We start from the raw sequence: 25,613 nt of genomic DNA, 5'->3' as shown, positions 1-25,613 counted from the left end.
GCAGCTACTGTGAAGTTCATGACGCAGGTTGTGAAGACTCTTCTCGTTCTCGGTGCAAGTGGCGATCTGTCGGCCCGACTTCTACTTCCAGCCCTCGGCCAACTCCTGACGAGCCAGGGGGAGAGGAGGCTCACGCTGGTCGGAGCCGGCAGCGAGGAGTGGAGCGACGCGGTGTGGCGCGCGCGTGTGCGTGAATCTTTCAAAACGGTGAAGGCATCCGGCGCCGCCGTTCAGGATCTCGTGAAGTCGACGACCTATCACACAGCCGACGTCACAAAAGCGGACGATCTGCAAAAGCTGATCGATGCATGCGATGGAACGCCCGCGATCTATTTCGCGCTCCCGCCCGCCGTCGCGGCGCTGGCGTGCAAGGCACTGCAGAAGGTGCAACTGCCGCAGGGCACGCTGCTGGCGCTGGAGAAGCCGTTCGGCACGGATCTGCGCAGCGCGGCCGCGTTGAACAAGCTCGTCTTGACACTGGTGCCAGAGGACCAGGTTCATCGCATCGATCACTTCCTCGGCCGCTCAATGGTGTTCAATATGCTCGGCCTGCGGTTCGCGAACCGGATCTTGGAGCCGGTCTGGAGTGCAGAGCACATCGAACGAGTGGACATCGTCTATGACGAACAGCTCGGGCTCGAAGATCGCGCGCGCTACTACGACTCGGCTGGGGCTCTGGTCGACATGATCCAAAGCCATCTGCTGCAGGTGATGGCCATCGTGGCGATGGAACCGCCATCGACCCTTTCAGCGAGGGACATGCGTGACGCGAAAGGCATCATCCTGCGAGCTGCGAAGGTGTGGGGCGATGATCCGGTGATCGCCAGCCGACGCGGTCGCTACACGGCCGGAACGGTACTCGGGCACAAGCTGCCCTCGTACGTCGACGAGCAAGGCGTGGATGCGGCCCGCGACACGGAGACCTTGGCAGAGGTGACGTTCGAAATCGACACCTGGCGCTGGGCCGGCGTGCCGTTCACCCTGAGATCCGGCAAAGCGCTTTCGGAACATCGTCGAGAGATTGTGATCACGTTCAAGCAGGCTCAGCACCTTCCGCACGGGCTGCGCGGCGTCGAACGTCCGACCAAACTCCGGATGCTGATCGGCCCTGACGGCATGTCGCTCGAGTTGAACGTGAATGGCCCGGGCGACCCGTATGTTCTGGGTACCGCACTGTTGCAGGCAGACTTCGGACCAGGCCAATTACTCGCATACGGCGAAGTGCTCGACGGGTTGCTCGACGGTGACCCGGCGTTGTCCGTGCGAGGGGATGCCGCAGAACAATGCTGGCGCATCGTCGCCCCGGTGCTGAAGGCGTGGTCGACGAACGCCGTGCCGATCGACGACTACCGCGCGGGATCGCGTGGACCGGCGGCATGGCCTGCGATCGACTGAGTTGCGGCAACTCCTGAAAACGCAGCGGAGCTACGCGACGAGTTCGTGTTCGTGAATGTGTGCGATCGGCCCTGTGACAGGCCGCTTGAGGTCGGTCCACACCGTGATCGGCGCTGGCCGCCAACCGAAGGCCGCCGGCTCTTCGAGCGTGTCGCCACTTGTCGCACTGCGGTCTGGAGCAGGCGCATCCGCCATTGGGCGGGCAACGTGATCTCCGGCGATCTCGGTCACAGCGTGCTCGCTCGCTGCGAGATTCTCGCGAGCGATGCGCAGCGCCTCTACGACGTGTGTCGTCACAGAGTGTGCGACTACACCGTAGAACAACTGGTCGGAGTCGGTCGGTGCTCTGCGCGTGAGTGTCCATTCGCCATGCTCGCCGATCGCGGCTGCGACCTGCGCGTGCACGATGTCGAAGATGGCGTCTTCCGTGAGTTGGGGTGCCGACGCCACCAGCGCAGGTGCGACATGCCGTCTTCGACCGAACATGGCCGATCCCCTTTCCGGGCCTGACAGCCTCTCCTGTACAGCATGAGCCCCCTGATCGCCCGATCGTGGTGGACACGCCGCGAGGCCGCTACTTCGCCTCGAGTTCGCCCGGCACGTCTGCCTTGCGTGATTTTTCGCGCACCGTCTCGATCGCGACAGCCATCGACAACGCCCAACTGAGCCAGATGAGAATCAGCAGCCGGTTGCGGGGCCCGCGACGTGTCGCCTGGATCACGGACCAAGCTCCGAAGACGGCGCCGAGAACGCCTCCGTTCAGCAGGTACTTACGCATGCCCAACCCTTCTCGCGACGACACCGAGCCCGCGACAGACCAGCCCCGTCTACCCAGTGTGCCGCACAGGCCGGCTGAGTGCGTACTGGCAAGCGTCTGGGAATCTGACCGATCGTGCAGGAACTGACCGATCGGTCAAGTAGCGTTGTGGGCATGCCCCCATCAATACCGAGCACTACCGTCGCGCCGCCCAGGCCGAACCCGAGTGAAGAACTCCTCGCCGTCGCCATCGAACAGTTCGCCAGCGTCGGCTTTGCCGGCACTTCGCTGCAGCAGATTGCGGATGCCGCCGGGTATTCGAAATCGAGCGTTCTGTATCACTTCGCATCCAAGGAGGCACTGCTCGAGGCTGCGTTGAGTCCGGCGATCGACCGACTTGAATTGGTGCTGACCGATGTGTCCGACCTCGGCGGCAGTCCGGCCAAACTCGGAGAATTCGTGGAGCAGTTCATCGACTTCCTGTTCGCGTACCGCCTCGAAGTGCACACATTCATCAATCAGGGGCAGTCGCTCGTCGGTATCCCTGTCATCGATCGCGCGAACGCGACCGTGCGCAAGCTCGCCGAAACCTGTGCGTCCGATTTCGACAGCGTCGAGGATCAATTGCGATTCGGGGTCGCCCTCGGTGGCGCTGCGTATGCGCTGGTCGCGGGTGCGAACTTCGGCGATGCCAACATTCAGCGCCCCGACGGGCGGGCCGCTCTGATCACCATCGTCACCGGCCTGCTCGCCCCGGCGTCGGCGCACACTCACAACGGATAGGACGTCACCGATGGCAACACTTCTCTACCGCATCGGTCACTTCGCCTATCGCAAGGCGTGGATGGTCATTGGCGTCTGGATTGCTCTGCTCATCGCCGTGCTTGGCGGTGGGCTGGCCCTGGGCGGGCAAACCCAGGAATCCTTCGCCATTCCCGGCACGGAATCGCAGCAGGCAATCGATCATCTGGACGCGGTTTTCCCCGCCGCAGCGGGAGCCAGCGCGCAAGTGGTGTACCAGGCGCCGGCCGGGCACACGATCTCCGAGGCGAAGTACACGGGCGCGATCAACTCGATGGCCTCGCAGCTTGACAAGGTCTCCGGTGTCGCCAACGTTTTCACGCCGTTCTCGAAATACTCGACGAATGCGCTCTCTGAAGACGGTCGCATGGGAATCACGACCGTGCAGTTCGACAAGCAGTCCTCCGAGGTGACAACTGCCCAGAAATCCGAAGTCGAAGCGAGCGCAACCACTGCCCGGGACGCCGGGCTCACCGTCGCATTCGGCGGCCAAGTCTTTCAAGACACGACGTTCGGAATCACGATCACAGAGGTCTTCGGCGTCATCTTCGCCGCTGTCGTGCTGATCATCACCTTCGGCTCGCTGCTGGCCGCAGGGATGCCACTGATCACCGCTCTGCTCGGAGTCGGCATCACAATGGGCGGAGTGATCGCCGTCTCAGCGTTCACCACCGTCTCCAGCGCATCACCGATGCTCGCTCTGATGCTCGGGCTGGCGGTCGGAATCGACTACGCGCTGTTCATTCTGTCGCGGCACCGATCCCAACTCGCGCAGGGAATGGATCCGGAGGAGTCTGCCGCGACTGCCGTTGCGACCGCGGGCAGCGCTGTCGTCTTCGCCGGGGCGACCGTCATCATCGCGCTGCTCGGGTTGCTGGTCGTCGGAATCCCGTTCCTGAGCGTGATGGGGTTGGCTGCCGCGTTCGCCGTCTTGGTCGCGATCGGCGTCGCCACGACACTGGTACCGGCCATGCTGGGCCTTGCCGGAAAACGGCTGATTCCCAAGGAGGGCTCGCGCGCATACAAGCGTGCGCAAGCCCTGACGACGACCGAGAACCGCCCGACCGAGAACGACCCGACCGAGAACAACCCGACCGAGAAAATCACAGCCAAGCGCACGATGGGCTTGCGCTGGGTCAATATGGTCATGAAAGCACCGTTGGCCTGGGTCATCGCGGTCGTGGTCATCCTCGGCACCGTGGCGATACCGGCACTGAGCCTGGATCTCAACTTGCCGAGCGGCGGCACGGAGCCCGTCGGTTCGACTCAACGTCAGGCGTACGACCTGATCGCAGAGGGCTTCGGCCCCGGTTCCAACGGACCGCTGATCGTCACCGTCGACATCACTCAGACCACGGATGTCATGAATGATCTGAGCGCTGTCAGCGCGCGCTTGGCACAGGTGCCCGGTGTCGCATCCGTCGGTCAGGGCATTCCGAATCCGACCGTGGACACAGCGATCATCCAGGTGATCCCGACAAGCGCTCCCGACTCGGACAAGACCAAGGAACTCGTGCAGCGGATCCGCGACCTCGAGCCCTCCATTGCGAAGGACCTCGGCACGCCGATCGCGGTCACCGGATCAACTGCGGTCGCTGTTGACATCTCCAACCGACTGGCGGGCGCCTTGATCCCGTTCGGTCTTGTGGTGGTCGGCCTGTCGATCCTGCTGCTGATGACGGTGTTCCGTTCGATATTCGTGCCGATCAAGGCCGCGCTCGGTTTCTTGCTGTCGATCACGGCGTCGATCGGTGTCGTTGTGGCCGTGTTCCAGTGGGGCTGGTTCGCGAACCTCATCAACGTGGACACGCCGGGTCCGATTCTGAGCTTTTTGCCGATCATCATGATGGCACTCCTCTTCGGCCTCGCGATGGACTACGAAGTCTTCCTGGTCTCAGGCATGCGTGAGGAGTTTGTGAAATCGGGCAAACCCAAGGCAGCGATCCGCACCGGTTTCGGCAATGCCGCGCGCGTTGTCACGGCAGCAGCGCTCATCATGTTCTTCGTCTTCTTCGCCTTCGTTCCGGAGGGCTCAGGAGTGATCAAGGGCATCGCTCTCGGGCTCGCGATCGGAATCTTCTTCGATGCCTTCCTCGTGCGCATGACGCTGGTTCCCGCCGCGATGGCCCTCGCTGGCAAGGCCGCTTGGTGGCTGCCGAAGTGGCTTGCGCGCATCCTGCCGAATGTCGACATCGAAGGCGAGGGTCTGCGCCGGCACGTCGCCGATCACCTGTGGGCCGGAGCTCAAGACGCTGCCATCACGGCGGATGCGCTCTGCCTCGGCGTGGAGGGCAGCGAACTCGGCCCCGTCGACTTCTCGGTGCCTCGCGGTGGTGTGCTCTGGCTGCGCGGCGATGCCGCGGACCGACGCGTTGTTGCCGCAACCATTGCCGGCCGATTGGATGCCCGCGAGGGCCGACTGCAGGTATTGGGTTCGGCGCTGCCCTCTGAGCGCTCGCGCGCAATGCGTCAAGTGGCTCTCTGCGACGTCGGCGCCGTTGACACCCGGGGCGGTGACCTGACCGTGGGAGAAGTGCTCGCCGAGCGCAGTGAACTCGGCAGCCCGTGGTGGCGCCTCACCTCATCGCGGCGACAGGTCATCAGTGCAGCGGCACGCGTCGCTGACGCCCTCGATGCGCACGAGGTGCGCGGAGTTCCGCTAACCGTCGACACGACGTTCGCCACGCTGGGTGCAGTGCAGCGGGCCAGCGTGCTCGTGGCGGCAGCGCTGACTGAGCGCCCCGGCATCGTCTTCATCGATCTCGGCGACAGGCTCGGCGACCCGCGACGTCGCGCCACTTTCATCGCCGTTGTCGAGAAACTCACCTCTGCCGGCACCACCATTGTCTTCGGCTCCCAGTCCGCATCGACCGCCACCGGTGATGCCGACTCCAACGCGGATGCCGAGGCCTCCGGAGTGAGCAGACTGCTCACGGTCATCGATCTTGACAGCCTCGCCAGAAAGGGCGTGCTCTTGTGAACAGTTCAGCTATGAAGAACCGGCTCGAACGGCTGTTCAGCCGCACTGCCGGACAACGCCGATGGATGTTCGGTGCCCTCATCGCCGGCGTCACTATCGTTCCGCTGGCCATCGCAGGCCTGTTCGCAGGTTCCCTCGGTTCCGCGACGAGCCGTGTCGACACCATCCCGGCGATCGTCGTGAACAACGACACCATGGTCACCACGACGGCCGCGGACGGTTCGAAACAGATGGTGCTCGCCGGTCGCCAACTGGTCACGGGACTGACCGGGTCGTCGTCATCAGGCCTCAAGTGGAGTGTTTCCAACTCGAAGGACGCAAGCGCGGCGCTTGCTGCGGGCGATGCCTTCGCGGTCGTGACGATCCCGAAGGACTTCTCGAAATCGATCCTCAGCATTTCGGGGGCAGACCCCAAGCAGGCACAGTTGAGCATCCGCACGGATGACGCGCACAGCTACCTGGCGGGCACCGTCGCGCAGAGCGTCGGCTCGGCCATGACCTCGAGCCTCGGCAAACAGATCACGACACAGTATCTCGACGGGCTCTACGGCAACCTGGCAAGCATGGGCGCCGGGCTGACCAAGTCTGCGAACGGCGCGGCCTCACTCGCGACGGGTGTCACGGGGCTGACCACCGGACTGAATCAGCTCTCCGCCGGGATGGCATCCACTGCATCCGGAGCAGCATCGCTGTCGAGCGGAATCGACGGCTACACGTCGGGGGTGGACGGACTGAGCTCAGGCGTCGCGCAACTGTCCGAGAAGACCGCGTCGCTGGGCCAGCTGGGCAGTTCAACGGCCGCCTACGCGAGCGGTACGGCACAGCTCGCATCCGCACTCGCCTCAGCCAACGCCATGCTGCAGTCCGCTGACCCGGCGCTCGCGGCACAGGGCAAAGCCATGATGGCCTCGCTCATTCCACAATTGAGCGGTGCGACCGCGCAGGCAGTCGAGTTGGCGGCAGGGGCATCACAGTTGGGCTCCGTGCACGACGGTATCGCGCAGCTCGCAGGCGGGGCGGCGGAACTGGCGGGCGGATCCGCGCAGCTACGGTCGGGCGCGAGCGGACTCTCCGACGGCATTTCCCAACTGGCGACCGGCGTATCGGGAACGGCCGACGGTGCTGCACAGGTACAGGCCGGAGCCGACCAACTAGCCGCAGGGATGAAGACCGGTGCAGAACAGGCATCCGCATTGAAAGACACGAATGCGAAGGCAACCGCCAAGGTGGTCGCAGACCCGGTGGGCTTCTCCGTGACGAGAGCAAACCCGATCAGCTCGGTCGGCTCCGTGATCGGCATGCTGTTCGTGCCCATCGGGCTCTGGATCGGCGCGCTCGCGATCCTGCTGCTTGTCCGGCCGCTGACGGCGACCGCTTTGGCCTCGACGGCCTCGACCAGGCGCCTGGTGGCGAAGGGTCTTGGCCGTGCGGGAGGTCTCGCCCTCGCACAAGCGATCGCGCTGACCGGGCTGCTGCATCTCTCGCTGGGGGTGTCGTGGACGATGATTCCGGCCACGCTCGCGTTCTCGATGCTCATCGCTCTGGTGTTCACCGCGATCCACTATTTGCTGACGGTCGCGGTCGGTCGGGTCGGAATCGTCGTGTCGCTCGTGCTGCTGGCATTGCAGCTGGCCGCAGTCACCGGGTTGGTGCCGTTGCAAGTGGTTTCTGCGCCGTTCCAGATGTTGAGTCCGCTCCTTCCGCTGACCTACGCCGTCGCCGGCATGCAGGGCATCGTCTCGGGCAGCGGGGGCGCGGCTGTGGCAGGACCTGCTGTGGCGCTGCTGCTGTTCGCGGCCATCAGCGTGGTTGCCTCGCTCTGGGTCGTTGCTCGCAAGCGTGGCGCACGGGCGTTCGGATTTTCCCTGGCCCGCAGCGTGCTCTGACGGACCGGCTGATAGCCTGGCTGCGAGTGAGAGCGGATGCTCTGGCTCGGTGGGAGGCACGCCATTACAGCGCACAACGACGCGGCAACCGCAGCGGATGCCACGACTTTCGACCTCGTGATCGTCTCGAACCGACTGCCGGTCGACCACGTTTCCGGTGAGGGCGACGACGCTGTCTGGCGGCCGTCGCCAGGGGGTCTGGTGGCGGCACTCGAACCGGTGATGAAGACCCAAGACGGGGTCTGGATCGGCTGGGTCGGAATCGCAGACGCGCACTTCGAACCGTTCGTCTCCGACGGCATCGATATCGTGCCGATCACGCTCAGCGAGCAAGATGTGCGGTACTACTACGAGGGCTTCTCGAACGACACGCTGTGGCCGCTTTACCACGATGTGATCGCCCCGCCAAGCTTTCACCGCGAGTGGTGGGACTCCTACGTCGCCGTCAACACGCGCTTCGCCGAGGCCGCCATCGCTGCCGCAGCGCACGGTGCCGTGATCTGGGTTCACGACTACCAGCTGCAACTCGTGCCAAAAATGATTCGCGACGAACGCCCCGATGTCGTGATCGGTTTCTTCAATCACATTCCGTTTCCGGCATACGGCATCTACTCGCAATTGCCGTGGCGCAGGCAGATCGTCGAAGGACTGCTCGGTGCTGACGTGATCGGTTTTCAGCGGCTTGCCGATGCCGCCAATTTCGCCAGGGCTGCCCGCCGGCTGAAGGGGTTCGACACGCGCGGCTCTGTGATCGAGGTGCCGATCGCGACGGATGATCCGGACGCCGGTTCGCATCGCCATGTCACGCGCAACCGGCGCGGGCAGCTGGTGCGCACGGTGTTGGTGCGCCAATTTCCGATCTCGATCGATGCACGCGCCTATCAAGACCTGGCCCGACGACCGGAAATTCAGGCGCGTGCGCGCCAGATCCGCGAGGAGCTCGGCAACCCGAAGACCATCATGCTCGGCGTCGACCGATTGGACTATACGAAGGGAATCGGCCACCGGCTGAAAGCCTTCGGCGAACTCCTGCGAGACGGCTCGATTTCGGTCGAAGACGTTACACTGGTGCAGGTTGCCAGCCCGAGCCGCGAGCGGGTCGCCACCTACAAACTGCTGCGCGACGAGATCGAGTTGACTGTCGGCAGGATCAACGGCGACTACAGCACGATCAGCCACACGGCGATCAACTACTTTCATCAGGGCTATCCGCGTGAGGAGATGGTGGCGCTGTACCTTGCGGCCGACATCATGCTGGTCACCGCATTGCGCGACGGCATGAACCTGGTGGCGAAGGAATACGCCGCATCGCGCGTTGACGAAGACGGTGTGCTCATCCTCAGCGAGTTCACCGGTGCATCCGACGAACTGAGGCAGGCACTGCTGATCAATCCGCACGACATCGAGGGTGTGAAAGACGCGATGCTCCGGGCCATTGGCATGCCGACCCGCGATCGAACCAGGCGGATGCGTGCGCTGCGCAAGCGCGTTCTCACCTACGACGTGCGCCGCTGGTCTTCGGCATTCCTCGAGGCACTGACGCGCAGCGACCATGACGACTTTCCGGTCTCCGAACCGGCCGGACACCAATCGAGGGAACGCTGAATGTCGGGGGAAAACTGAATGTCGGGGGAATACTAAATGGCACAGCAGGAACCGGCACAAGCTTCGCAGCAGGCTCGCGCCTTCGCCGTGGCATTGGCGGAGTTGGCGCGCACGGAGCGCTTGTTGATCGCGCTCGACTTCGACGGCACCCTGAGCCCGCTCGTCGACAGCGCCTCAGAGGCACGTGTACTGCCCGAGGCTGCCGAGGCACTCGACACCTTGAAGAAGCTGCCGAACACCTGGGTCGCCTACGTTTCCGGTCGCCCTCTGGAGAGCCTGGTACGCATCGCGATGGCAGACGATGACGTTCTCCTGATCGGCTCGCACGGCGACGAGGTGCGGCTGGGCAATCGGGTTCAGGAGCTGGGTCTGGCCGATGAAGAACGCCGTCGCCTGACCGCGTTGGATTCTGCGCTGACCGCACTGATCGAGGCGACGCCCGATTCTATGCTCGAGCACAAGCCGGTTGGGCTCGGCGTGCACACCCGGTTGGTCGACCCGGCCGCCGTGCCCGCGTTGCATGAGGCCGCCCGCGCCGCGGCGGATGCGATCGGTGGCTTCGTCGTGCGAGAGGGCAAAGACATCCTGGAATTCACGGTGCGAGACGCGACCAAGGGCGAAGGGGTCGAGCGCCTGCGCACCTACACGAACGCATCCGCTGTGCTGTACGCCGGCGACGACGTGACCGATGAAGACGCGTTCGTGGTGATGCGCGAGAGAGATCTCGGCGTCAAAGTCGGTGACGGCGACACAGCCGCGCAATACCGGGTCGCAGACCCGCACGCGGTCGGCGTCATGCTGACGCTGCTGGCCGGCGCCCGCGAGCAGTGGGCCACACGGCCGTAAACCGATGCGCGTGGTGGCATTTCGATCACTGACCTGATGTGACCGGCCTGACTACCGACACGATGTTCGGCGTGGGTGAGACGATCTTGCGTGCTTCGGAATTCGCCCGACAGCCTGAAGACCGTGCGGATTCCAGCGACTCAGCCAGCATGCCGATCGACCTCGGCTACAATTCTTTCGATCGGCTCGAGAGAGGCGATCGTGTCGACGGTCGGTGTGTACTCCATTCCGAAGTAGCCCCTGTAGCCAAGCCGTCGAAGGGTACCGAGCTCGTGTGCCCAGTCGAGCCCACCGGTACCGGGTTCATGTCGGCCGGGAGCGTCGGCCACCTGTACATGGGCGACCAGGTCGATGTCATCGCCGATGACGGTTTCAAGATCTTCCTCCATGACCAGGGCATGGTAGGCGTCTAGGAGGAATTTCAGGTGTGATGAGTCAACCTCTCGAACGATGTCGAGGCCTTCCCTGGTCGAGTGAAGGAAGGTGCCGACATGATCGACCTTGGTGTTGAGATTCTCCAGCAGCAGCGTCACGTTGCTACCGTCGAGGATCGACGCGGCGGTCGTGAGCGCAGACACAACGGCTGCGTGCTGCGCTTCCCGGCTGGCACCGAAGATCTCTTCGCCGGCGACAGTGACCAGAAAACGGGCATCGAGGCGGCGAGCGACGGTCAGTGACTCTCGCACCCCGTCACTGTATCGTTCGCGCGTCGCCGGATCGGTAATGTCGAGTTTCGGCTCGACGATGAGGGAGAGCAAGCGCACGCCGGTCTCCTGGAGCGCCGATTCAATCGACTCGAGATTTTTGTCGCGCCATCCCCATATCTCAACGGCGGTCAGGCCGTGTGCTGCGGCTGCGCGGATTCGATCGGCAGTGTCGTCACCGACTTCAGTGAACATCCACTCCAAGTTTGCGGCTATCGAGGTCATGGCTTGTGCACCCTCTCTGGGATCGATTTCTGCTGGCTAGTCTCGGAGGTCGAGCCAGCGGACGTGCTCGGGAGTGAGATCGATCTTCAGCGCATCCAGCGACGTTCTGGTCTCTTCAATTGTGCGCGGGCCGATCAGGGGAAAGGTCGGGAATGGCTGCTGGAGCACGTACGCCAGAGCCACTGCCATCGCGCTGACGCCGAACTCGCTGGCCAACTGTCGGGTTCGGCGCAACCGCTCGAAGTTGCTGTCGCTGTAGTAGCAACGCACGAGTTCGGCGTCGGACGTGTCCGAGGGGTCTGCTCGAGCGAAGAACCCGCGTGCTTGAGACGACCAGGGGAACAGTGGAGTGCCGGTCTCAGCGAGCCATCTCTTCGATGCCTGATCAGTGACATGGCGGCACCCGGCCCACGGCAGCGCATACGCTTCTGCCAGTCCGAAATGATTGCTCAGTGCGGTGAAGCCCTGCTTGCCGTGCTCGGCGGCATACTCGTTCGCCGCAGTGAAGCGCTCGACGCTCCAGTTGGATCCTCCGAATGCCCGGATGCGGCCCGCGCGGTAGTGCTCGTCGAGAACATCGATGAACTCGCCCACCGGAATGGACTCGTTGTCTCGATGCATGAAGTAGAGATCGACGTAGTCCGTCTGCATACGGTCCAGACTCGTAAGCAGCTGAGAGGACAGGTTGCCGGGGTCGCAGTATGGGGTGTGCGCGCCCTTGCCGATGAGGAAGACGTCGTCGCGGACACCCCGGTTGCGGATCCACTGTCCGAGAAGCTTCTCTTGGAGCCCGTCATTGTATTCGTGAGCAGTATCGAACGCGTTGCCGCCGCGTTCGAAGTAGTCGTCGAACATGGCCGTGGCGTGAGCAAGTGTGGATTGGTTGTCGCAGCCCATGACCAGACAGGAAATGTCTTTGCTGCTTCCTGACAGCGTGCCGTACTTCATGGCCGACTCCCGACGGCTGAGTGGCCGACCCGTTGCCGTTGGGATATTGGCGTCATCGTGTTCGAACGGATAGCGAAGGCCGATCGCATTGCGCCATTGATCGAGGACGTTCGCGATGACGAGGGACTCGGCCCACGGCATCTGCGGCGCCTCCTTGGTCCCGATCGCCGCGCCGAGCGCGTCTGCCTCGCGGGCATACGCCGATGCGGCGTCGCAGCGGATTCGCTGTTCGTCCTCTCCGGATCGGCGAACCGTGACGGTCGGGCGCTCGTCCGCAGCGACCACCCAGGGGTTTTCGACGTGGATGCTGCCTTTCGAGCCGTAGACATGGACGTCGTTGGGTCCTGCGGAGCCGATGCCTGCCGAGATGTGTGCTGTGATGCCTGACGCAAAACTCAGGGACGCGCTCGTCCACTCGTCCACGCCGCTATCCCCGAGCATCCCCTCCGCTTCGACGCGGGGTAGAAAGAGGCTACCGGTCGAGGCCTTCACAAGACCCAGCACCATGGAGACGGGGTAGCCGCCCACATCGAGGATCGCACCCCCGGCGAGCTTCACATCGAACAGTCGGCCCTCCTTGTGTGAGGCGCGAAACGAGTAGGAGGCGTCGATGTGCTGAAGCGTGCCGATTGCGCCTTGCGCGACGAGCTCGAGCAGCGCAGACATCTGGGGATGGAACCGGTACATGTAGCCTTCGATGAAGGCGACTCCAGCGCGCCGCACCGCCTCCAGGGTCGTCATCGCCGCCGCCTGGTTGACTCCCATTGGCTTCTCGCACAGGATGTGCTTCCCCGCCTCAGCTGCGCGTATCGACAATTGCGTGTGAGTAGTGTGCACAGTTGCGATGTATACGGCGTCGACTTCTGGGTCGTTCAGGAGCCCTTCATATGAGTCGTAGCACTTGAGCGCACCGTAGGCGCGTCCGAAATCTCGCGCCTTGTCGGCGTCTCGACTTGCGACGGCATGCAGGGTCACGCCCTCGGTGAGGGAGAGTTCTCGCGCGAATCGGTGCGCGATCTTCCCGAGTCCGAGAATGCCGAATTTGAGCTTGTCCATGTCGTACACCGTTCTTCTAGAAACGCACATCCTACGTTGATATCTGTGCCTGCAAGAGCGGTCGGTGGCCACGTGAGTCGACCACCGACCGTCCCGCGCTATTTGACTGGCTTGACCATCCACGCGATATTCGGCGTGGGTGAAATCACGGACATATCCATTCCCGTCACGAGCTTCTTGTTGTAGATCACGATCGACGGAGCGCTGAGGATATTGGTCGACCAGACCAGCTGCTGTTGCGCGCGCTGCAGCACCTTCTGGTATCCGGTCGATTGCTCAGCCAGGGTCGCCGCAGCCGCCGCGGCCGCGAGTCCCTGATCGATCTGGCTGTCGGTGACGTTGAACACGTTGTACTTCGTGGCGCCGCCGCTGAAGAAGCTCTTCGCCTGCACGTACATGGGAAGCGTCCCATAGTCGTAGAACGCGACCGGGTATTTCTTCGCGAGCAGATCGGTGAGCAACTGGCCGTCGTCCTTGTACGTTGTGAGCTTCGCCGAAACGCCGATCTTCGCCCAGTCTGCGACGACGGCCTGTGCGATGAGTCCGTCGTTCCCATCGGCAGACGTAGCGACGTCGAACGAGAACCCGCTCGGATATCCGGCCTGAGCGAGCAGCTGCTTAGCCTTGGCCGGATCGTATGCGAACGCTTCGGCGGCGTCCTGGGAATAGCCGGCGAGACCGGCAACCGTCATCGTGGCATTTCCTTCAGCAAGGTTGCCGTAGACGCCCTTCGCGATCGCGGGGCGGTTGATCGCATAGCTCAACGCCTGACGTACGTTCACGTTGCCGAGCGCTGGAGCCAATTGTCCGTTCGTATCGAAGTAGTTGACACCGTTGACTCCGGTCAGCTTCGTGTTGACGCTGAGCGAGCTCATTCCTGCGGCCGCCTTCGCGGTGGAGGCGTCGCCGAAGAATGCATCGACCTCGCCACTCTGCGTTGCCTGCAGTGCGGCGGCCGTGCTGGACACGACCTTGATGATCACCTTGTTCCATTGGATGGCTGCTTTGTCCCAGTAGTCGGGGTTCGGCACGTAGGTGTACGAGCTATTCGCAATGGTCTGCTTCGGGTCAAGCACGTAAGGGCCGGCGCCATGGGTGGAGTTCTTGAGCGAGTCCGGGTTTGAAACCCCTTTTGGACTGATGATCGTCGCGAGCATCACCCGCTGGCTGAGCAGGAACGGCATCTGATCGCTCGGGCTACTGAGCGTGAAGTCGACCTTGTCGCTTCCATTCGCTGTGATCGACGTAACGCCACTGATCCACGAGGGCCCCTCTGACCCGTTCTTCTTTACGTAGGAGATCGACTTGACGACAGCTTCTGCGTTGAGATCATCTCCGTCGGAGAACTTCACGCCCTTTCGCAGCGTCACCTGGAAGGTTGTGTGATCTTTCGACGTGTATTTCCACGAGGTTGCCAACCCTGGCACGAAATTTCCATTGCCGTCGATGCGGATGAGCGGGTCGTACGAGAGCTGGTCGTACCAGGCCAAGGGGGGATAGATGGTGTTCTTCGCCGGGTCAAGGCTGACCGGGGGCGCCGTCGTCGCAAGGGTCAGAACCTTATTGGCCGAGCTTGCCCCGCCGCTGCCGGAGCAGGCGGACAAGATGATTGCGGCGGCAGTCACCGCCGCGATAGCAGCCACGCGTGTGAAGCGACGTGCGCGCTTATGTGAATCCCGGAACATGGTGGATCTCCTTCGGTTGGATGGTGGTGTTTTGAGTGGGGTGGAGCGGGTGACGCACTTCTGAGTGGACCTAAAGCGCCTGGAGCGCCTCCCATTCCTGCCGACGGCGGCGCTGGACGTCGGGATCTGGATAAGGTTCTGCGGCCAGTAGCCGTTTGGTGTAGGTGTCGCGCGGGCAGGTGTAGACCTCTTCCGTCGGCCCCTCTTCCACAACGCGGCCGGCGTTCATGACCATGACTCGTTCGGAAAGCAATCGCACAACTGAGAGATCGTGCGCGATGAATAGGTAGGCGACCTCGGTCTCCGCCTGCAGACGACGGAACAGATTGATGATCTGCGCCTGCACCGATAGGTCGAGCGCTGAGACCGGTTCGTCACAGACGACGAGCTTGGGATGGCACATCAACGCACGGGCGATCGCGATGCGTTGTCTTTGCCCTCCGGAGAAGTCGCCCGGCGACTTCGCGGCATCGGTGGCGTGGAGACCGACCGTGTCGAGGAGGTGACGTGCGCGGTTCAGCGCATCGGCGCGTGACATCGCGCCGGTCGCCGTCAACGGTTCAATGAGGATGTCGCCGACCCTCTTGGCTTCGTTGAGTGAGTTGCGCGGGTCTTGGAACACCACTTGCACTTCGCTGGCAAGCTGTCGGCGACGCTTGCGGGAGGCGTGTGTGATGTCGTTGCCCTCGAAAGTGATCGTTCCCGACCGGGGAGTCGCCAGACCGAGGATCGCGCGCCCTACCGTGGACTTTCCCGAGCCGGACTCGCCGACGAGTCCGAGCGTAGTTCCTCGTTTGATCGAGAATGAGATGTCGTGCGCCGCGGTGAACGCCTTCCGGCCGTGTCCGTATGCGACGTCGAGGTGGTCGACCGTGAGGATTGTGTCGTTCATCGTGAGCTTCCGCCTGTTGTGACCCGCTTCGCGGGCTCTGTGGAGAATTCGGAGGTGATCACCGGCAGGTCGATGCCGGGCGTCGCCCCGTGCGGGTTCGAGGTGAGTAGTGCACGCGTGTATGGATGCTGTGGGTCTGTGAAGATCTGTCGCACGGGGGCGTCCTCGACGACGTGGCCCCGATACATGACCGCGACTCGATCGCAGACATCGGCGATGACGCCCCAGTCGTGTGTGATCACGAGCATCGACATTCCGGTCTCCCGCTGCAGCCGGAGTAGCAGGCCGAGGATTCCGGCTTGCACCGTCACATCGAGAGCCGTGGTCGGTTCATCCGCGATCAGTAGCTCGGGTCGGCCGGCGAGTGCGTAGGCGATGGAGACGCGCTGCGCCATGCCGCCGGAGAGCTGGCTCGGGTATCGGCGGAGCGCTGAGCCGGGGTCGCGGATCTCGACGGTCGTGAGTAGTTCAATTGCCCGCGCGCGCCGTTCGGCTCGGGACATATCTCGTTCTGCTCGACGTAGCACCTCGTCGAGTTGCGCGCCGATGCGCAGATTGGGGTCGAGCGCGACCATGGGCTCTTGCGCCACATAAGCGATGTGGCGACCGCGCAATGCTGCGAGTCGTTTGTCGTCCAGCTGAAGCAGGTCGACCCCATTGAAGAGCACTTGCCCCTTCGAGATCTCCACGCCGCGACCGACCACCCCCAGCACGCCGAATGCGACAGTCGTCTTGCCGGAGCCGGATTCGCCGACGAGCCCGAGTGTTTCGCCGCGTTCGATCGTCAGCCCGACGTCGTAGACGATGGTTGTGAGCCCATCGTCCGTCTGGTAGCCGACCTCGAGCCCGCGAACCTTGAGGAGGGCACCGGTCTGCAGTGCCGGAGCCGGAGCGTTCCTCGGGACTTTGCGCGCCGGTGTCAGTTTCGAACCTTTCCAGCTGCGCCCGAGCGATGCGCCGAGCTCATCGCCGATCACACCGAGGGCGAGTGCCGTCAGGAAGACCGCACCACCGGTCGGATACAGCATCCACGGATTGAGAGAGATCTGGGACGCCGCTTCGGAGACCATGTTTCCCCAGGTCGGCTCCGGAGCCTGTCTACCGAATCCGAGGAAGCTCACGGCGCTTTCGAGTACCACAGCGTTCGCGGCGAACAATGAGCCCTGCACGACGATCAGAGTGCGAATGCGCGGAAGGATGTGGCGGAAAATGATGTGTGCGGACGATAGGCCAGAAACGCGCGCTGCGTCGACGAACAGCTCGTTTCGAATGGCGAGGACGGCGGATCTGACCATCAGGGCCATCACCGGGCACGACAGGATGCCGAAGACGGTCATCGCCAGGTAGGTGTTGTTGCGGTAAACCGACAGTACGACGAACATCACGATGATTCCCGGCATGGCGATGACGATGGAGACGATGGCCATCGTGATCCGGTCGGTCCAGCCCGACTGGTAGCCGGCGATCAACCCCACGACCGAGCCGATCACGGCGAAACAGATCACCGCGAGCCCGACGCTGATCAATGTGGGAGGTGCACCGAACATGAGTCGGCTGAGGATATCCCGCCCCAGGCTGTCGGTTCCCAACCAGTGCGCGAGGCTCGGACCCTGCAGAATCGCGCCCAGGTCTTGGGTATTCGGGCCGTATGGCGCGAGAAGCGGCGCGAAGACCGCGCCGACGACGACGAGCGCGAGCCAGGTGGCGGCCAACACAGTGCCCAGTCGCAACCTGCGCCAGTGCACGCGACCGAACCGTGTGTTCAACGTCAATGGAGGTACGATCTCGGTCATCGGATCGCCGCCTTTCGGTCGAGCCACCGATAGCCGATGTCGGCGAGCAGGGTGACGATGAGAATCACGATCGTGTATGCCAGTACCGTTCCTTGAACAGTGGGCAGATCGTGCTGTAGGGTCGCCGTGGTCACCAGCGACCCGAGTCCGGGAATAGCGAAAATTGTCTCGAGTGCGACCGTGCCGCCGAATAGGTTGATGAACGACGAACTGATTCCCGAGACGATCGAGGTGGCCGAGTAGCGCAGGCCGTGGCGAAAGACGAGCGAGCGGCGGCTGATGCCATTGGCCTGCATGAACCGCATGAAGTCTCTGCTCATCGCCTCCACGAGCGCATCCCGTGTTTGTTTGGCGATGAGCGCCACACCTGCGATCGCCAGCGCAGTCACGGGCAACACCAGCTGGGATAGCCAGATGGAGGCATCCACGGACGGATCGGTATAACCGAGCGAAGGGAACCAGCCCAGCCGTCCCGAAACGAACACGATCAGGATCAACGCGAACCAGAAATTCGGTAGCGACATGCCGACCATGCCGAGCACATCCAACGCGCGTGCGACCGCCCCGCCGCGTACTGCCGCCATCGTGCCGAGTGCGATTCCGAGCACGGCTGCGACCAGGGTCGCGAAACCGGCGACATACAGGGTTGGCATCACCCGGTCGAACACTGTCGACGCAACGTCATCACCCGTGAAGATCGAGGTGCCCAGGTCGCCGCGGAACGCGGCGCTCAGCCAACCGAGGTACTGCTCCGGCAGCGGCGTATTGAGGCCGAGCTGGTCATTGAGCGCGCGAATGCTCTCAGGAGTTGCGTTCTGCCCGAGAATCGTTGTCGCGACATTTCCCGGGATGAACGAGACCAGAACGAATGAGAACGCCGTGATGATGAATAGCACGGGGATTGCCAGCGCGATACGACTTCCGATCATACGGACCATGAGCATCCTTGCTAGTGGTTGGGTCGGGGAGGGGAGGAGGGGCGGTCAGGTCCAGGAGATGCCGGAGAAGCCGGAGTCGAACGCGTCGTGACTGGTCCGGACCGACTCGATCTCGTCGAGCGTGGTGTGATCCTGCTCGAGGAAGAGGTAGTCGAAATTCGGCAGGCCGGCCGCCGTGTCGAGGATGTCCTGAATCGGTAGAGCGCCTGTGCCGATCTCGGTGAAGCAGCGCGTGTCCTTGCGCTCCTCGAACACGGCCATGTCGATGGTCTCGGTAGGCGAGACGACGCCGTCGTACAGGTTCAGCGGCTGCGGCGCGTTCTCGGGGAAGTCCTTCTGATGGAGAAGGATGACCCGATCGGCGCATTTGCGCATCCAGTCGAGCGGGTCTTGGCCGCCCCGGTACATCCAGTAGGTGTCCAGTTCCAGCTTGACGAGCTCCGGATCGGTGTTGTCGAGCACCAAGTCGTACACATAGTCGTCGCCGAAGCGCTGGAATTCTTGGAAATGATTGTGGTAATAGAAACGCATGCCTCGTTGCCTGGCGAGTTCGCCGACCTGGTTGAAGGTCTCAGCGCGACGCATCACGAAGTCCCGGTCGCCGTAGGGGTAGAACTCGATGTCACAACCGATCTGCGCGTTTCCGAGCTCTGCCTGGTAGTCGAGCACGCGCGGCAGGATGTCGAGCTCGAGCGGGTTGATGTGGCAGCCGACGATCGACAGGTCGAGGTCGGCCAGTCGAGAACGCAGTTCGTCTGCTTTCACGCCGAATCCGACACCGGGGTCGTTGCGGGCGTTGTGGTTGGCGGCTTCCAGTCGCGTGAAGCCAGCATCGGCAACGAGTGCGAGTGTGCCCCACGGGTCCGATGCAAGCGACTGGCGGACGGAGAAGAGTTGGAGTCCGACGCTGACGTTCACAGTGTGATCCCTTCCAGGCGGTTTGTGTCGGGTGAAGATTCGATCGCAGTGGCACGTCGAGAGGGGGTCGGACGGTCCACGGCGGAGCCGATGCGCACGACTTCAGACCGGTCACTCGATCGGTTGAACGCTGTAATGACGTCCAAGACGTGCAGAGCCAGGGCTCCGCTGGCGTGAAGATCCGCACCTGAGAGCGCGGAAGCGAGATCCGCCACTCCGATGCCGCGCAGCAGCTGCACGGGAGTCGCCGGCTCGCCTGTCGGGGTGAATACGGGTTCGAGCACGGACCAGTCCGGGTCATCGTGCCGGCGCACGCGCACTGGCGAGTCATATTCATTCGGATCGCCGAGTTGAAGAGTGCCGTTCTCTCCGAAGACCTCGATGAACGGCATGTCAGTGTCCCAGATGTCGAAACTCGAGATGACCGTCGCAATCGTCCCGTTTTCGAATCGCAGCGATGCCGAAGCGTGGGTCGGAGTCGTCACCTCGATCGAATCCACGCGCCGTTCCGGAGCTGTGACCGTCCGATGTGACGCGCCGATGCTGCTGAATGCGCTCACTTCGGACACCGGGCCGAAAAGATTCACCAGTGCAGTGACGTAGTACGGGCCGAGGTCCAGGGATGGACCGCCGCCGGGCTGGAATAGGAATGTGGGATCGGGATGCCACTTTTCAGCGCGTGAGTACCGGATGCACGCGACGGCGGCGATGGGGCGGCCGATGACTCCGTCGTCCACTGCCTTACGGGCGGTTTGCGCGGCGCTGCCGAGGAACGTGTCGGGAGCGGCTCCGACCAACAGACCGGCTTTTTTCGCTTCCAGAAGCAGTTGGTTCGCAGGTTCCGGGTCGGTCGTGATCGGTTTCTCGACGTAAACGTGCTTGCCCGCTTTCAGGGCCGCCCGAGTGACGGCTTCATGCGCCCGAGGCGGTGTGATGTTCACGATCAACGAGATCGCCGGATCGGCTAGGAGTTCTTCGACACTTGGATATGCGCGGATGCCGAGGCGCTCGCTCAGCGCCGACGCAAAGCGCCCGTCGACATCGGCACATCCCGCAAGCGCCAGCTCCGGAAACCGTTTCATTCCTTCCACGTAGCGTTCTGCGATGTTTCCGCAGCCCACCAAACCGACAAGCGTCGGAGAGCTTGCCGCACCGTTGCGTCCGGTCATGGATCCTCCAGTTATGACTCGTTAGGGATACATAAAACACGAATCGACATCATTTGTCTAGTTGTAAGACGTAAGATGTTGGAAAGAAGATAAAACGCTGCCTAATGTTGAGATAGCTTGGAGTCATGAGGAAGACCTCAGTAGGAACAAGAGCGGTGCGGGGAGACCCCACCGATGTCTTGCGGTTGCTTTTCGACCGCCGAGAATGGACCCGTGCCGAACTGGCCCGAGCCACGTCGCTTTCCCGGTCCACTATCGTTCTGCGCTTGGATGCGCTCCGCGATGTCGGCCTGGTGCGCGAGGTGGGGCGGCTCTCGCCCGAGGGCGGTCGTCCCACAACGAAACTTGCCCTCAACGACCGCGTTCGGACTGTGGCTGGAATTGAGTTAGGGCACTCATCATGTCGCGTGACGATCGCGGACCTCGGCGCAAAACCGCTCGCGCAGACGTCGCTGCCGATCGCCCACACCGACGGCTACGAGCACATCCTCAACGGCATCGTTGATACGCTCCGGCGGCTATTGTCTGACACGGCCGAAGAGCACGGTGACCTGGCCGCGGTCACGCTCGGCCTGCCGATGTCCGCCACGCTCGGCGCTGTCGGCCTCATTCGCACGGGCGGTGCGAAGGGGTGGATGGGTTTCCCCGCTCGCGAGTGGCTTGAGACAGAACTGGCCGTCCCCGTGCAGCTAGAAAACGATGTCAATCTGATGGTGCTCGGAGAGCGGATCGAGGCGTTTCCTGAAGTCGCTGACCTTCTACTGGTGCACGTTGCAGACGGTGTGGGGGCCGCGGCCGTCGCCGGTGGCAACCTGGTGAGAGGCGCCGCCAATCTTGCGGGCGAAATAGCGCATGTGCCGGCGCTGCGCCGTAATGATGAGTTGTGTCTGTGCGGCAACAGGGGCTGCCTCGGGGCGGTCGCCACGCTTCCTGCGGTGCTGAGTACTCTGCGGCGTGAAGGTCGCCAAGCTGAAAATCTCGACGACCTGATGCAGTTGGTTGCGCGCGGTGACTTTATTGCGGCGCGAACACTGCGCCAAGCCGGACGCGATGTCGGTGACGTGCTCGTCTACAGCATCAGTTCCACCAATCCACAGGTGCTTGTCCTGAGCGGCAGCCTTGCCTTTGCCGGCGACCATTTCATCGCCGGGGTCAGGGAGTCCCTTTATAGCTCCGGCCCGCCCGCCCTCACGGACGGACTTCAGGTTGTGCGATCGATGAAGCCTGCAGGGTCAGGCACGCGTGGAGCGCTCCAGATCGCCGCCGAGCAGGTGCTTTCCGGCGATAGCCTCGTCGCACTCCTCGAGGAGTCCGCCTAGCGCTTGCGCGAAGCAACGCGAGAGTATAGCGAGGTCGGCTGTTCTATGGGCTGCCGGGGGCACGCGTCGGGCGGTCCTAGACTTGACACATGCCTGAGCTGGAGAAAACCGAGTTGGATAGCGCCGAGTTGGAAAGCGCCGCGATCGACATCAAGCCGCGCAGCCGCACCGTCACAGACGGTATTGAAGCAACGACCAGCCGGGGTATGCTCCGCGCAGTCGGCATGGGCGATGAGGATTGGGACAAACCTCAGATCGGAATCGCGAGCTCGTGGAACGAGATCACGCCGTGCAACCTCAGCCTTGATCGGCTCGCTCAGGCAGCGAAGGAGGGTGTGCATTCCGGCGGCGGCTACCCGCTGCAGTTCGGCACCGTCTCGGTCTCCGACGGCATTTCGATGGGACACGAGGGCATGCACTTCTCGCTGGTGTCGCGTGAGGTGATCGCCGACTCGGTCGAAACCGTGATGATGGCTGAGCGCCTCGACGGTTCCGTCTTGCTGGCCGGGTGCGACAAATCCATCCCCGGCATGCTGATGGCCGCCGCCCGGTTGGGGCTCGCATCCGTGTTCCTCTATGCGGGGTCGACAATGCCGGGCTGGGTCAAGCTTTCCGACGGTGTCGAGAAGGAGGTCACGATCATCGACTCGTTCGAGGCCGTGGGGTCCTGCCTCGCCGGAACGATGAGTCGTGAAGACCTGCACGCGATCGAGTGCGCGATCGTTCCAGGCGAAGGCGCCTGCGGAGGAATGTATACCGCGAACACGATGGCGTCCGTCGCAGAGGCCCTCGGTCTCAGCATGCCTGGCTCGGCGGCCCCGCCCGCGGCGGACCGCCGCCGCGACTACTACGCGCACCGCAGTGGCGAGGCCGTTGTGAACATGCTGCGGCTCGGAATCACGACCAAGGACATCCTGACCAAGAAGGCGTTCGAGAACGCCATCACCGTTGCCATGGCGCTCGGCGGCTCGACGAACGTCGTGCTGCACCTGCTCGCGATCGCGCGCGAGGCCGATGTCGAGCTCACCCTTGACGACTTCAACCGCATCGGCGACAAGGTGCCGCACATCGGCGACCTCAAGCCGTTCGGGCAGTTCGTGATGAACGACGTCGACCACCACGGTGGCATCCCGGTTGTCATGAAGGCGTTGCTAGATGCCGGGCTTCTGCACGGTGACGCGCTGACGGTGACCGGCAAGACCGTCGCAGAGAACCTCGCTGTCTTGAACCCGCAGCCGCTGGATGGCACCGTGCTGCGCACTCTTGACAACCCGATCCACCCGACAGGCGGGCTCACCATCCTCAAGGGGTCGTTCGCCCCGGACGGCGCCGTCGTCAAGACGGCCGGCTTCGACGCGGATGTCTTCGAAGGCCCAGCGCGCGTCTTCGAGCGCGAGCGTGCGGCCATGGACGCGCTGACCGAGGGCGCGATCAACAAGGGCGACGTCATCGTCATCCGCTATGAAGGCCCGAAGGGCGGACCCGGAATGCGCGAGATGCTGGCCATTACGGCAGCCATCAAGGGCGCGGGGCTCGGCAAGGATGTATTACTATTGACAGACGGTCGATTCTCAGGCGGCACAACCGGTCTGTGCATCGGCCACATAGCACCCGAAGCAGTGGACGCTGGTCCCATTGCCTTCGTGCGCGATGGTGATCTGATACGGGTCAATATCGCGGCTCGCTCACTCGACCTACTGGTCGGAGAGTCTGAGCTGGCAGCCCGCCGCCAAGGCTGGGAACCACTTCCCCCGCGCTATACCCGTGGCGTTCTCGCAAAGTACTCGAAGCTCGTGCATTCCGCTGCGGAAGGCGCGATCACCGGGTAGTTCGCGTATCTCTCATCCGGTACGTACGAAGCCAAGGAACAACCTCACCCATGTCCACGGAATCACGAATCGTGCCGTCGCCGACGGCTCCCCACCACACACCAGAATCACGCACCCCAGAAACCGTCACGGGCGCGGAAGCAGTCGTACGAACGCTTGAACTGCTCGGCGTCACGGACGTGTTCGGATTGCCCGGCGGAGCGATCCTGCCGCTGTACGACCCGCTGATGGACGCGTCGAAGATTCGTCACATCCTGGTTCGCCACGAACAGGGCGCCGGTCACGCAGCAGAGGGCTACGCATCCTCCAGCGGCAAGGTCGGCGTGTGCATCGCAACGAGCGGCCCCGGCGCCACGAATCTGGTGACGGCGATCATGGATGCCCATATGGACTCTGTTCCGCTGCTCGCGATCACCGGTCAGGTGTTCTCCACCCTGATGGGCACGGATGCCTTCCAAGAGGCGGACATCGTCGGCATCACAATGCCGATCACGAAGCACTCGTTCCTCGTGCGACGCGCGGAAGACGTCGCATCGACGATCGCCGCGGCCTATTTGATCGCCTCGACGGGCCGACCCGGCCCGGTTCTTGTCGATATCACCAAAGATGCCCAGCAGGGAACCGCACCGTTCATCTGGCCGCCGAAGATCGACCTGCCCGGCTATCGCCCGGTGACCAAGGCGCACGGCAAGCAGATCCACGCGGCCGCGCAGTTGCTCGTCGATGCGAAGAAGCCGGTGCTGTATGTCGGTGGCGGTGTGATCAGGGCCAGCGCACACAAAGAACTGCTGGAACTGGCGGAGGTCACCGGCGCCCCCGTCGTTACGACGCTGATGGCGCGTGGTGCGTTCCCCGACTCGCACAAGCAGCACCTCGGCATGCCCGGCATGCACGGTACTGTGCCCGCTGTGCTCGCCCTGCAGGAGGCCGACCTGATCGTGGCGCTCGGAGCTCGATTCGATGACAGGGTCACGGGCAAGACGGCACTGTTCGCCCAGCATGCCAAAATCGTTCATGTTGACGTCGACCCTGCGGAGATCTCGAAGATCCGCACGGCTGACGTACCCATCGTCGGCGATGCCAAGGATGTCATCGTCGACCTCACCTCGGCCTTCCATGGCCTGTCCTCCGAAAGCGCGCCGGACCTTGGCGAGTGGTGGACCTACCTGGACGGATTGCGTGAGGAGTTCCCGCTCGGTTACTCGCCCACCGCGGACGGGTTGCTCTCCCCGCAGTACGTGATCAAGCGGATTGGTGAGTTGACCGGGCCCGAGGCCGTCTATGCGGCCGGCGTCGGACAGCATCAGATGTGGGCGGCCCAATTCATCAAATACGAACGCCCCAACGCCTGGCTGAACTCCGGCGGGGCTGGAACGATGGGCTACGGCGTGCCGGCGGCGATGGGCGCAAAGGTCGCCAACCCCGACCGCACGGTTTGGGCGATCGACGGCGACGGATGCTTCCAGATGACCAATCAGGAACTGGCCACCTGCACGATCAACAACATCCCGATCAAGGTGGCGATCATCAACAACTCGTCGCTCGGCATGGTGCGTCAGTGGCAGACGCTCTTCTACGACGGCCGCCACTCGAACACAGACCTCGACACCGGGCACGGCACGATGCATGTTCCGGACTTCGTCAAGATGGCGGAAGCATACGGGGCCCTCGGCATCCGCGTCACGAAAGAAGAAGAGGTCGATGACGCCATCAAGTTGGCATTGGAGACCAATGATCGGCCGGTCGTGATCGACTTCGTCGTCAGCCGCGACGCGATGGTGTGGCCGATGGTGCCGCAGGGCGTCAGCAACAGCTACGTGCAGTACGCGAAAGAACACAGTCCGCAGTTCGAGGAGGAGGCATAGCA

At 63.2% G+C, this 25,613-nt stretch carries 19 protein-coding genes; 9 read left to right on the top strand and 10 right to left on the bottom strand.

Translation table 11 applies throughout. The annotated features are described in order from the left end of the window. Positions 1-18 precede the first annotated feature (18 nt). Positions 19-1,395, top strand: a complete 1,377-nt coding sequence (locus QU604_RS13250) for a glucose-6-phosphate dehydrogenase (RefSeq protein ID WP_308465101.1) — start codon at positions 19-21, stop codon at positions 1,393-1,395. Between the two features lie 30 nt (positions 1,396-1,425). Here QU604_RS13250 and QU604_RS13245 read toward each other — a convergent pair whose 3' ends face one another. Further along, positions 1,426-1,881 (bottom strand): hypothetical protein, encoded by a 456-nt coding sequence (locus QU604_RS13245; protein WP_308465100.1) that lies wholly within the window; start codon positions 1,879-1,881, stop codon positions 1,426-1,428. Between the two features lie 88 nt (positions 1,882-1,969). After that, a complete protein-coding gene (locus QU604_RS13240; RefSeq protein ID WP_308465099.1) occupies positions 1,970-2,173 on the bottom strand; it encodes a hypothetical protein in 204 nt (67 codons plus the stop codon). A gap of 153 nt (positions 2,174-2,326) precedes the next feature. Here QU604_RS13240 and QU604_RS13235 point away from each other — a divergent pair, with 153 nt between their 5' ends. Genes QU604_RS13235 through otsB form a run of 5 tightly spaced genes read left to right on the top strand, consistent with a single transcriptional unit; the run spans position 2,327 to position 10,270 of the window. Further along, positions 2,327-2,935 (top strand): TetR/AcrR family transcriptional regulator, encoded by a 609-nt coding sequence (locus QU604_RS13235; RefSeq protein ID WP_308465098.1) that lies wholly within the window; start codon positions 2,327-2,329, stop codon positions 2,933-2,935. A 10-nt stretch (positions 2,936-2,945) separates the two neighbouring features. Continuing rightward, the gene (locus QU604_RS13230) at positions 2,946-5,933 is read left to right on the top strand and encodes an MMPL family transporter (protein WP_308465097.1); all 2,988 of its coding nucleotides are present in this window, start codon (positions 2,946-2,948) and stop codon (positions 5,931-5,933) included. An 11-nt stretch (positions 5,934-5,944) separates the two neighbouring features. Beyond that, positions 5,945-7,819, top strand: coding sequence for a YhgE/Pip family protein (locus QU604_RS13225; RefSeq protein ID WP_308465096.1), 1,875 nt, complete (start codon positions 5,945-5,947; stop codon positions 7,817-7,819). 36 nt (positions 7,820-7,855) lie between these two features. Beyond that, on the top strand, positions 7,856-9,424 hold the full coding sequence (locus tag QU604_RS13220; protein ID WP_308465095.1) for an alpha,alpha-trehalose-phosphate synthase (UDP-forming): 1,569 nt from the start codon (positions 7,856-7,858) through the stop codon (positions 9,422-9,424). A gap of 36 nt (positions 9,425-9,460) precedes the next feature. Next, complete coding sequence (gene otsB, locus QU604_RS13215; protein ID WP_308465094.1) at positions 9,461-10,270, top strand: trehalose-phosphatase; 810 nt, start codon at positions 9,461-9,463, stop codon at positions 10,268-10,270. Between the two features lie 140 nt (positions 10,271-10,410). On the opposite strand, the gene QU604_RS13210 is transcribed toward otsB, so the two are convergent. The 8 genes from QU604_RS13210 to QU604_RS13175 all read right to left on the bottom strand — a co-directional run bounded on the left by QU604_RS13210 (position 10,411) and on the right by QU604_RS13175 (position 20,598). Beyond that, positions 10,411-11,199: a hydroxypyruvate isomerase family protein gene (locus QU604_RS13210; protein WP_308465093.1), complete on the bottom strand. Its 789-nt coding sequence runs from the start codon at positions 11,197-11,199 to the stop codon at positions 10,411-10,413. A 36-nt stretch (positions 11,200-11,235) separates the two neighbouring features. Next, positions 11,236-13,203 carry an aldo/keto reductase gene (locus QU604_RS13205; RefSeq protein WP_308465092.1) on the bottom strand — a complete coding sequence of 656 codons (1,968 nt, stop codon included), beginning with the start codon at positions 13,201-13,203 and terminating at the stop codon, positions 11,236-11,238. Positions 13,204-13,301: 98 nt separating this feature from the next. Further along, positions 13,302-14,888 carry an ABC transporter substrate-binding protein gene (locus QU604_RS13200; RefSeq protein ID WP_308465091.1) on the bottom strand — a complete coding sequence of 529 codons (1,587 nt, stop codon included), beginning with the start codon at positions 14,886-14,888 and terminating at the stop codon, positions 13,302-13,304. Positions 14,889-14,958: 70 nt separating this feature from the next. Continuing rightward, positions 14,959-15,780 (bottom strand): ATP-binding cassette domain-containing protein, encoded by an 822-nt coding sequence (locus tag QU604_RS13195; protein ID WP_308465090.1) that lies wholly within the window; start codon positions 15,778-15,780, stop codon positions 14,959-14,961. Continuing rightward, positions 15,777-17,573, bottom strand: a complete 1,797-nt coding sequence (locus QU604_RS13190; protein ID WP_308465089.1) for a dipeptide/oligopeptide/nickel ABC transporter permease/ATP-binding protein — start codon at positions 17,571-17,573, stop codon at positions 15,777-15,779. The genes QU604_RS13195 and QU604_RS13190 overlap by 4 nt, the downstream gene beginning before the upstream one ends. After that, positions 17,570-18,502 (bottom strand): ABC transporter permease, encoded by a 933-nt coding sequence (locus tag QU604_RS13185; protein WP_308465088.1) that lies wholly within the window; start codon positions 18,500-18,502, stop codon positions 17,570-17,572. The genes QU604_RS13190 and QU604_RS13185 overlap by 4 nt, the downstream gene beginning before the upstream one ends. Positions 18,503-18,556: 54 nt before the next feature. After that, the gene (locus QU604_RS13180) at positions 18,557-19,429 is read right to left on the bottom strand and encodes a sugar phosphate isomerase/epimerase family protein (protein ID WP_308465087.1); all 873 of its coding nucleotides are present in this window, start codon (positions 19,427-19,429) and stop codon (positions 18,557-18,559) included. After that, positions 19,426-20,598: a Gfo/Idh/MocA family protein gene (locus QU604_RS13175; protein ID WP_308465086.1), complete on the bottom strand. Its 1,173-nt coding sequence runs from the start codon at positions 20,596-20,598 to the stop codon at positions 19,426-19,428. Before QU604_RS13175 ends, QU604_RS13180 begins: the two co-directional genes overlap by 4 nt. Positions 20,599-20,723: 125 nt before the next feature. On the opposite strand from QU604_RS13175, the gene QU604_RS13170 reads away from it, so the two are divergent. The 3 genes from QU604_RS13170 (at position 20,724) to QU604_RS13160 (ending at position 25,611) form a co-directional block, all read left to right on the top strand. Then, positions 20,724-21,917, top strand: coding sequence for an ROK family transcriptional regulator (locus tag QU604_RS13170; protein WP_308465085.1), 1,194 nt, complete (start codon positions 20,724-20,726; stop codon positions 21,915-21,917). 89 nt (positions 21,918-22,006) lie between these two features. After that, a complete protein-coding gene (gene ilvD / locus QU604_RS13165; protein WP_308465084.1) occupies positions 22,007-23,746 on the top strand; it encodes a dihydroxy-acid dehydratase in 1,740 nt (579 codons plus the stop codon). A 50-nt stretch (positions 23,747-23,796) separates the two neighbouring features. Beyond that, complete coding sequence (locus QU604_RS13160; protein WP_308465083.1) at positions 23,797-25,611, top strand: acetolactate synthase large subunit; 1,815 nt, start codon at positions 23,797-23,799, stop codon at positions 25,609-25,611. The last annotated feature ends 2 nt before the right edge of the window (positions 25,612-25,613 follow it).

It is taken from the genome of Rathayibacter sp. SW19 (assembly GCF_030866825.1).
Classification (GTDB): domain Bacteria; phylum Actinomycetota; class Actinomycetes; order Actinomycetales; family Microbacteriaceae; genus Rathayibacter_A; species Rathayibacter_A soli.
The sequence above is the reverse complement of the archived record's forward strand: the minus strand, read 5'-3'. Positions and strand labels throughout refer to the sequence as shown.

What these genes read in the sequence shown, in the direction of transcription:
- QU604_RS13210 (WP_308465093.1), bottom strand. Translation starts at nt 11,199, where the DNA reads ATGACCTCGATAGCCGCAAACTTGGAGTGGATGTTCACTGAAGTCGGT.
- QU604_RS13195 (WP_308465090.1), bottom strand. Translation starts at nt 15,780, where the DNA reads ATGAACGACACAATCCTCACGGTCGACCACCTCGACGTCGCATACGGA.
- QU604_RS13160 (WP_308465083.1), top strand. Translation starts at nt 23,797, where the DNA reads ATGTCCACGGAATCACGAATCGTGCCGTCGCCGACGGCTCCCCACCAC.
- QU604_RS13235 (WP_308465098.1), top strand. Translation starts at nt 2,327, where the DNA reads ATGCCCCCATCAATACCGAGCACTACCGTCGCGCCGCCCAGGCCGAAC.
- QU604_RS13250 (WP_308465101.1), top strand. Translation starts at nt 19, where the DNA reads ATGACGCAGGTTGTGAAGACTCTTCTCGTTCTCGGTGCAAGTGGCGAT.
- QU604_RS13240 (WP_308465099.1), bottom strand. Translation starts at nt 2,173, where the DNA reads ATGCGTAAGTACCTGCTGAACGGAGGCGTTCTCGGCGCCGTCTTCGGA.
- ilvD (WP_308465084.1), top strand. Translation starts at nt 22,007, where the DNA reads ATGCCTGAGCTGGAGAAAACCGAGTTGGATAGCGCCGAGTTGGAAAGC.
- otsB (WP_308465094.1), top strand. Translation starts at nt 9,461, where the DNA reads ATGGCACAGCAGGAACCGGCACAAGCTTCGCAGCAGGCTCGCGCCTTC.
- QU604_RS13200 (WP_308465091.1), bottom strand. Translation starts at nt 14,888, where the DNA reads ATGTTCCGGGATTCACATAAGCGCGCACGTCGCTTCACACGCGTGGCT.
- QU604_RS13170 (WP_308465085.1), top strand. Translation starts at nt 20,724, where the DNA reads ATGAGGAAGACCTCAGTAGGAACAAGAGCGGTGCGGGGAGACCCCACC.
- QU604_RS13225 (WP_308465096.1), top strand. Translation starts at nt 5,945, where the DNA reads ATGAAGAACCGGCTCGAACGGCTGTTCAGCCGCACTGCCGGACAACGC.
- QU604_RS13220 (WP_308465095.1), top strand. Translation starts at nt 7,856, where the DNA reads ATGCTCTGGCTCGGTGGGAGGCACGCCATTACAGCGCACAACGACGCG.
- QU604_RS13205 (WP_308465092.1), bottom strand. Translation starts at nt 13,203, where the DNA reads ATGGACAAGCTCAAATTCGGCATTCTCGGACTCGGGAAGATCGCGCAC.
- QU604_RS13175 (WP_308465086.1), bottom strand. Translation starts at nt 20,598, where the DNA reads ATGACCGGACGCAACGGTGCGGCAAGCTCTCCGACGCTTGTCGGTTTG.
- QU604_RS13185 (WP_308465088.1), bottom strand. Translation starts at nt 18,502, where the DNA reads ATGATCGGAAGTCGTATCGCGCTGGCAATCCCCGTGCTATTCATCATC.
- QU604_RS13245 (WP_308465100.1), bottom strand. Translation starts at nt 1,881, where the DNA reads ATGTTCGGTCGAAGACGGCATGTCGCACCTGCGCTGGTGGCGTCGGCA.
- QU604_RS13190 (WP_308465089.1), bottom strand. Translation starts at nt 17,573, where the DNA reads ATGACCGAGATCGTACCTCCATTGACGTTGAACACACGGTTCGGTCGC.
- QU604_RS13230 (WP_308465097.1), top strand. Translation starts at nt 2,946, where the DNA reads ATGGCAACACTTCTCTACCGCATCGGTCACTTCGCCTATCGCAAGGCG.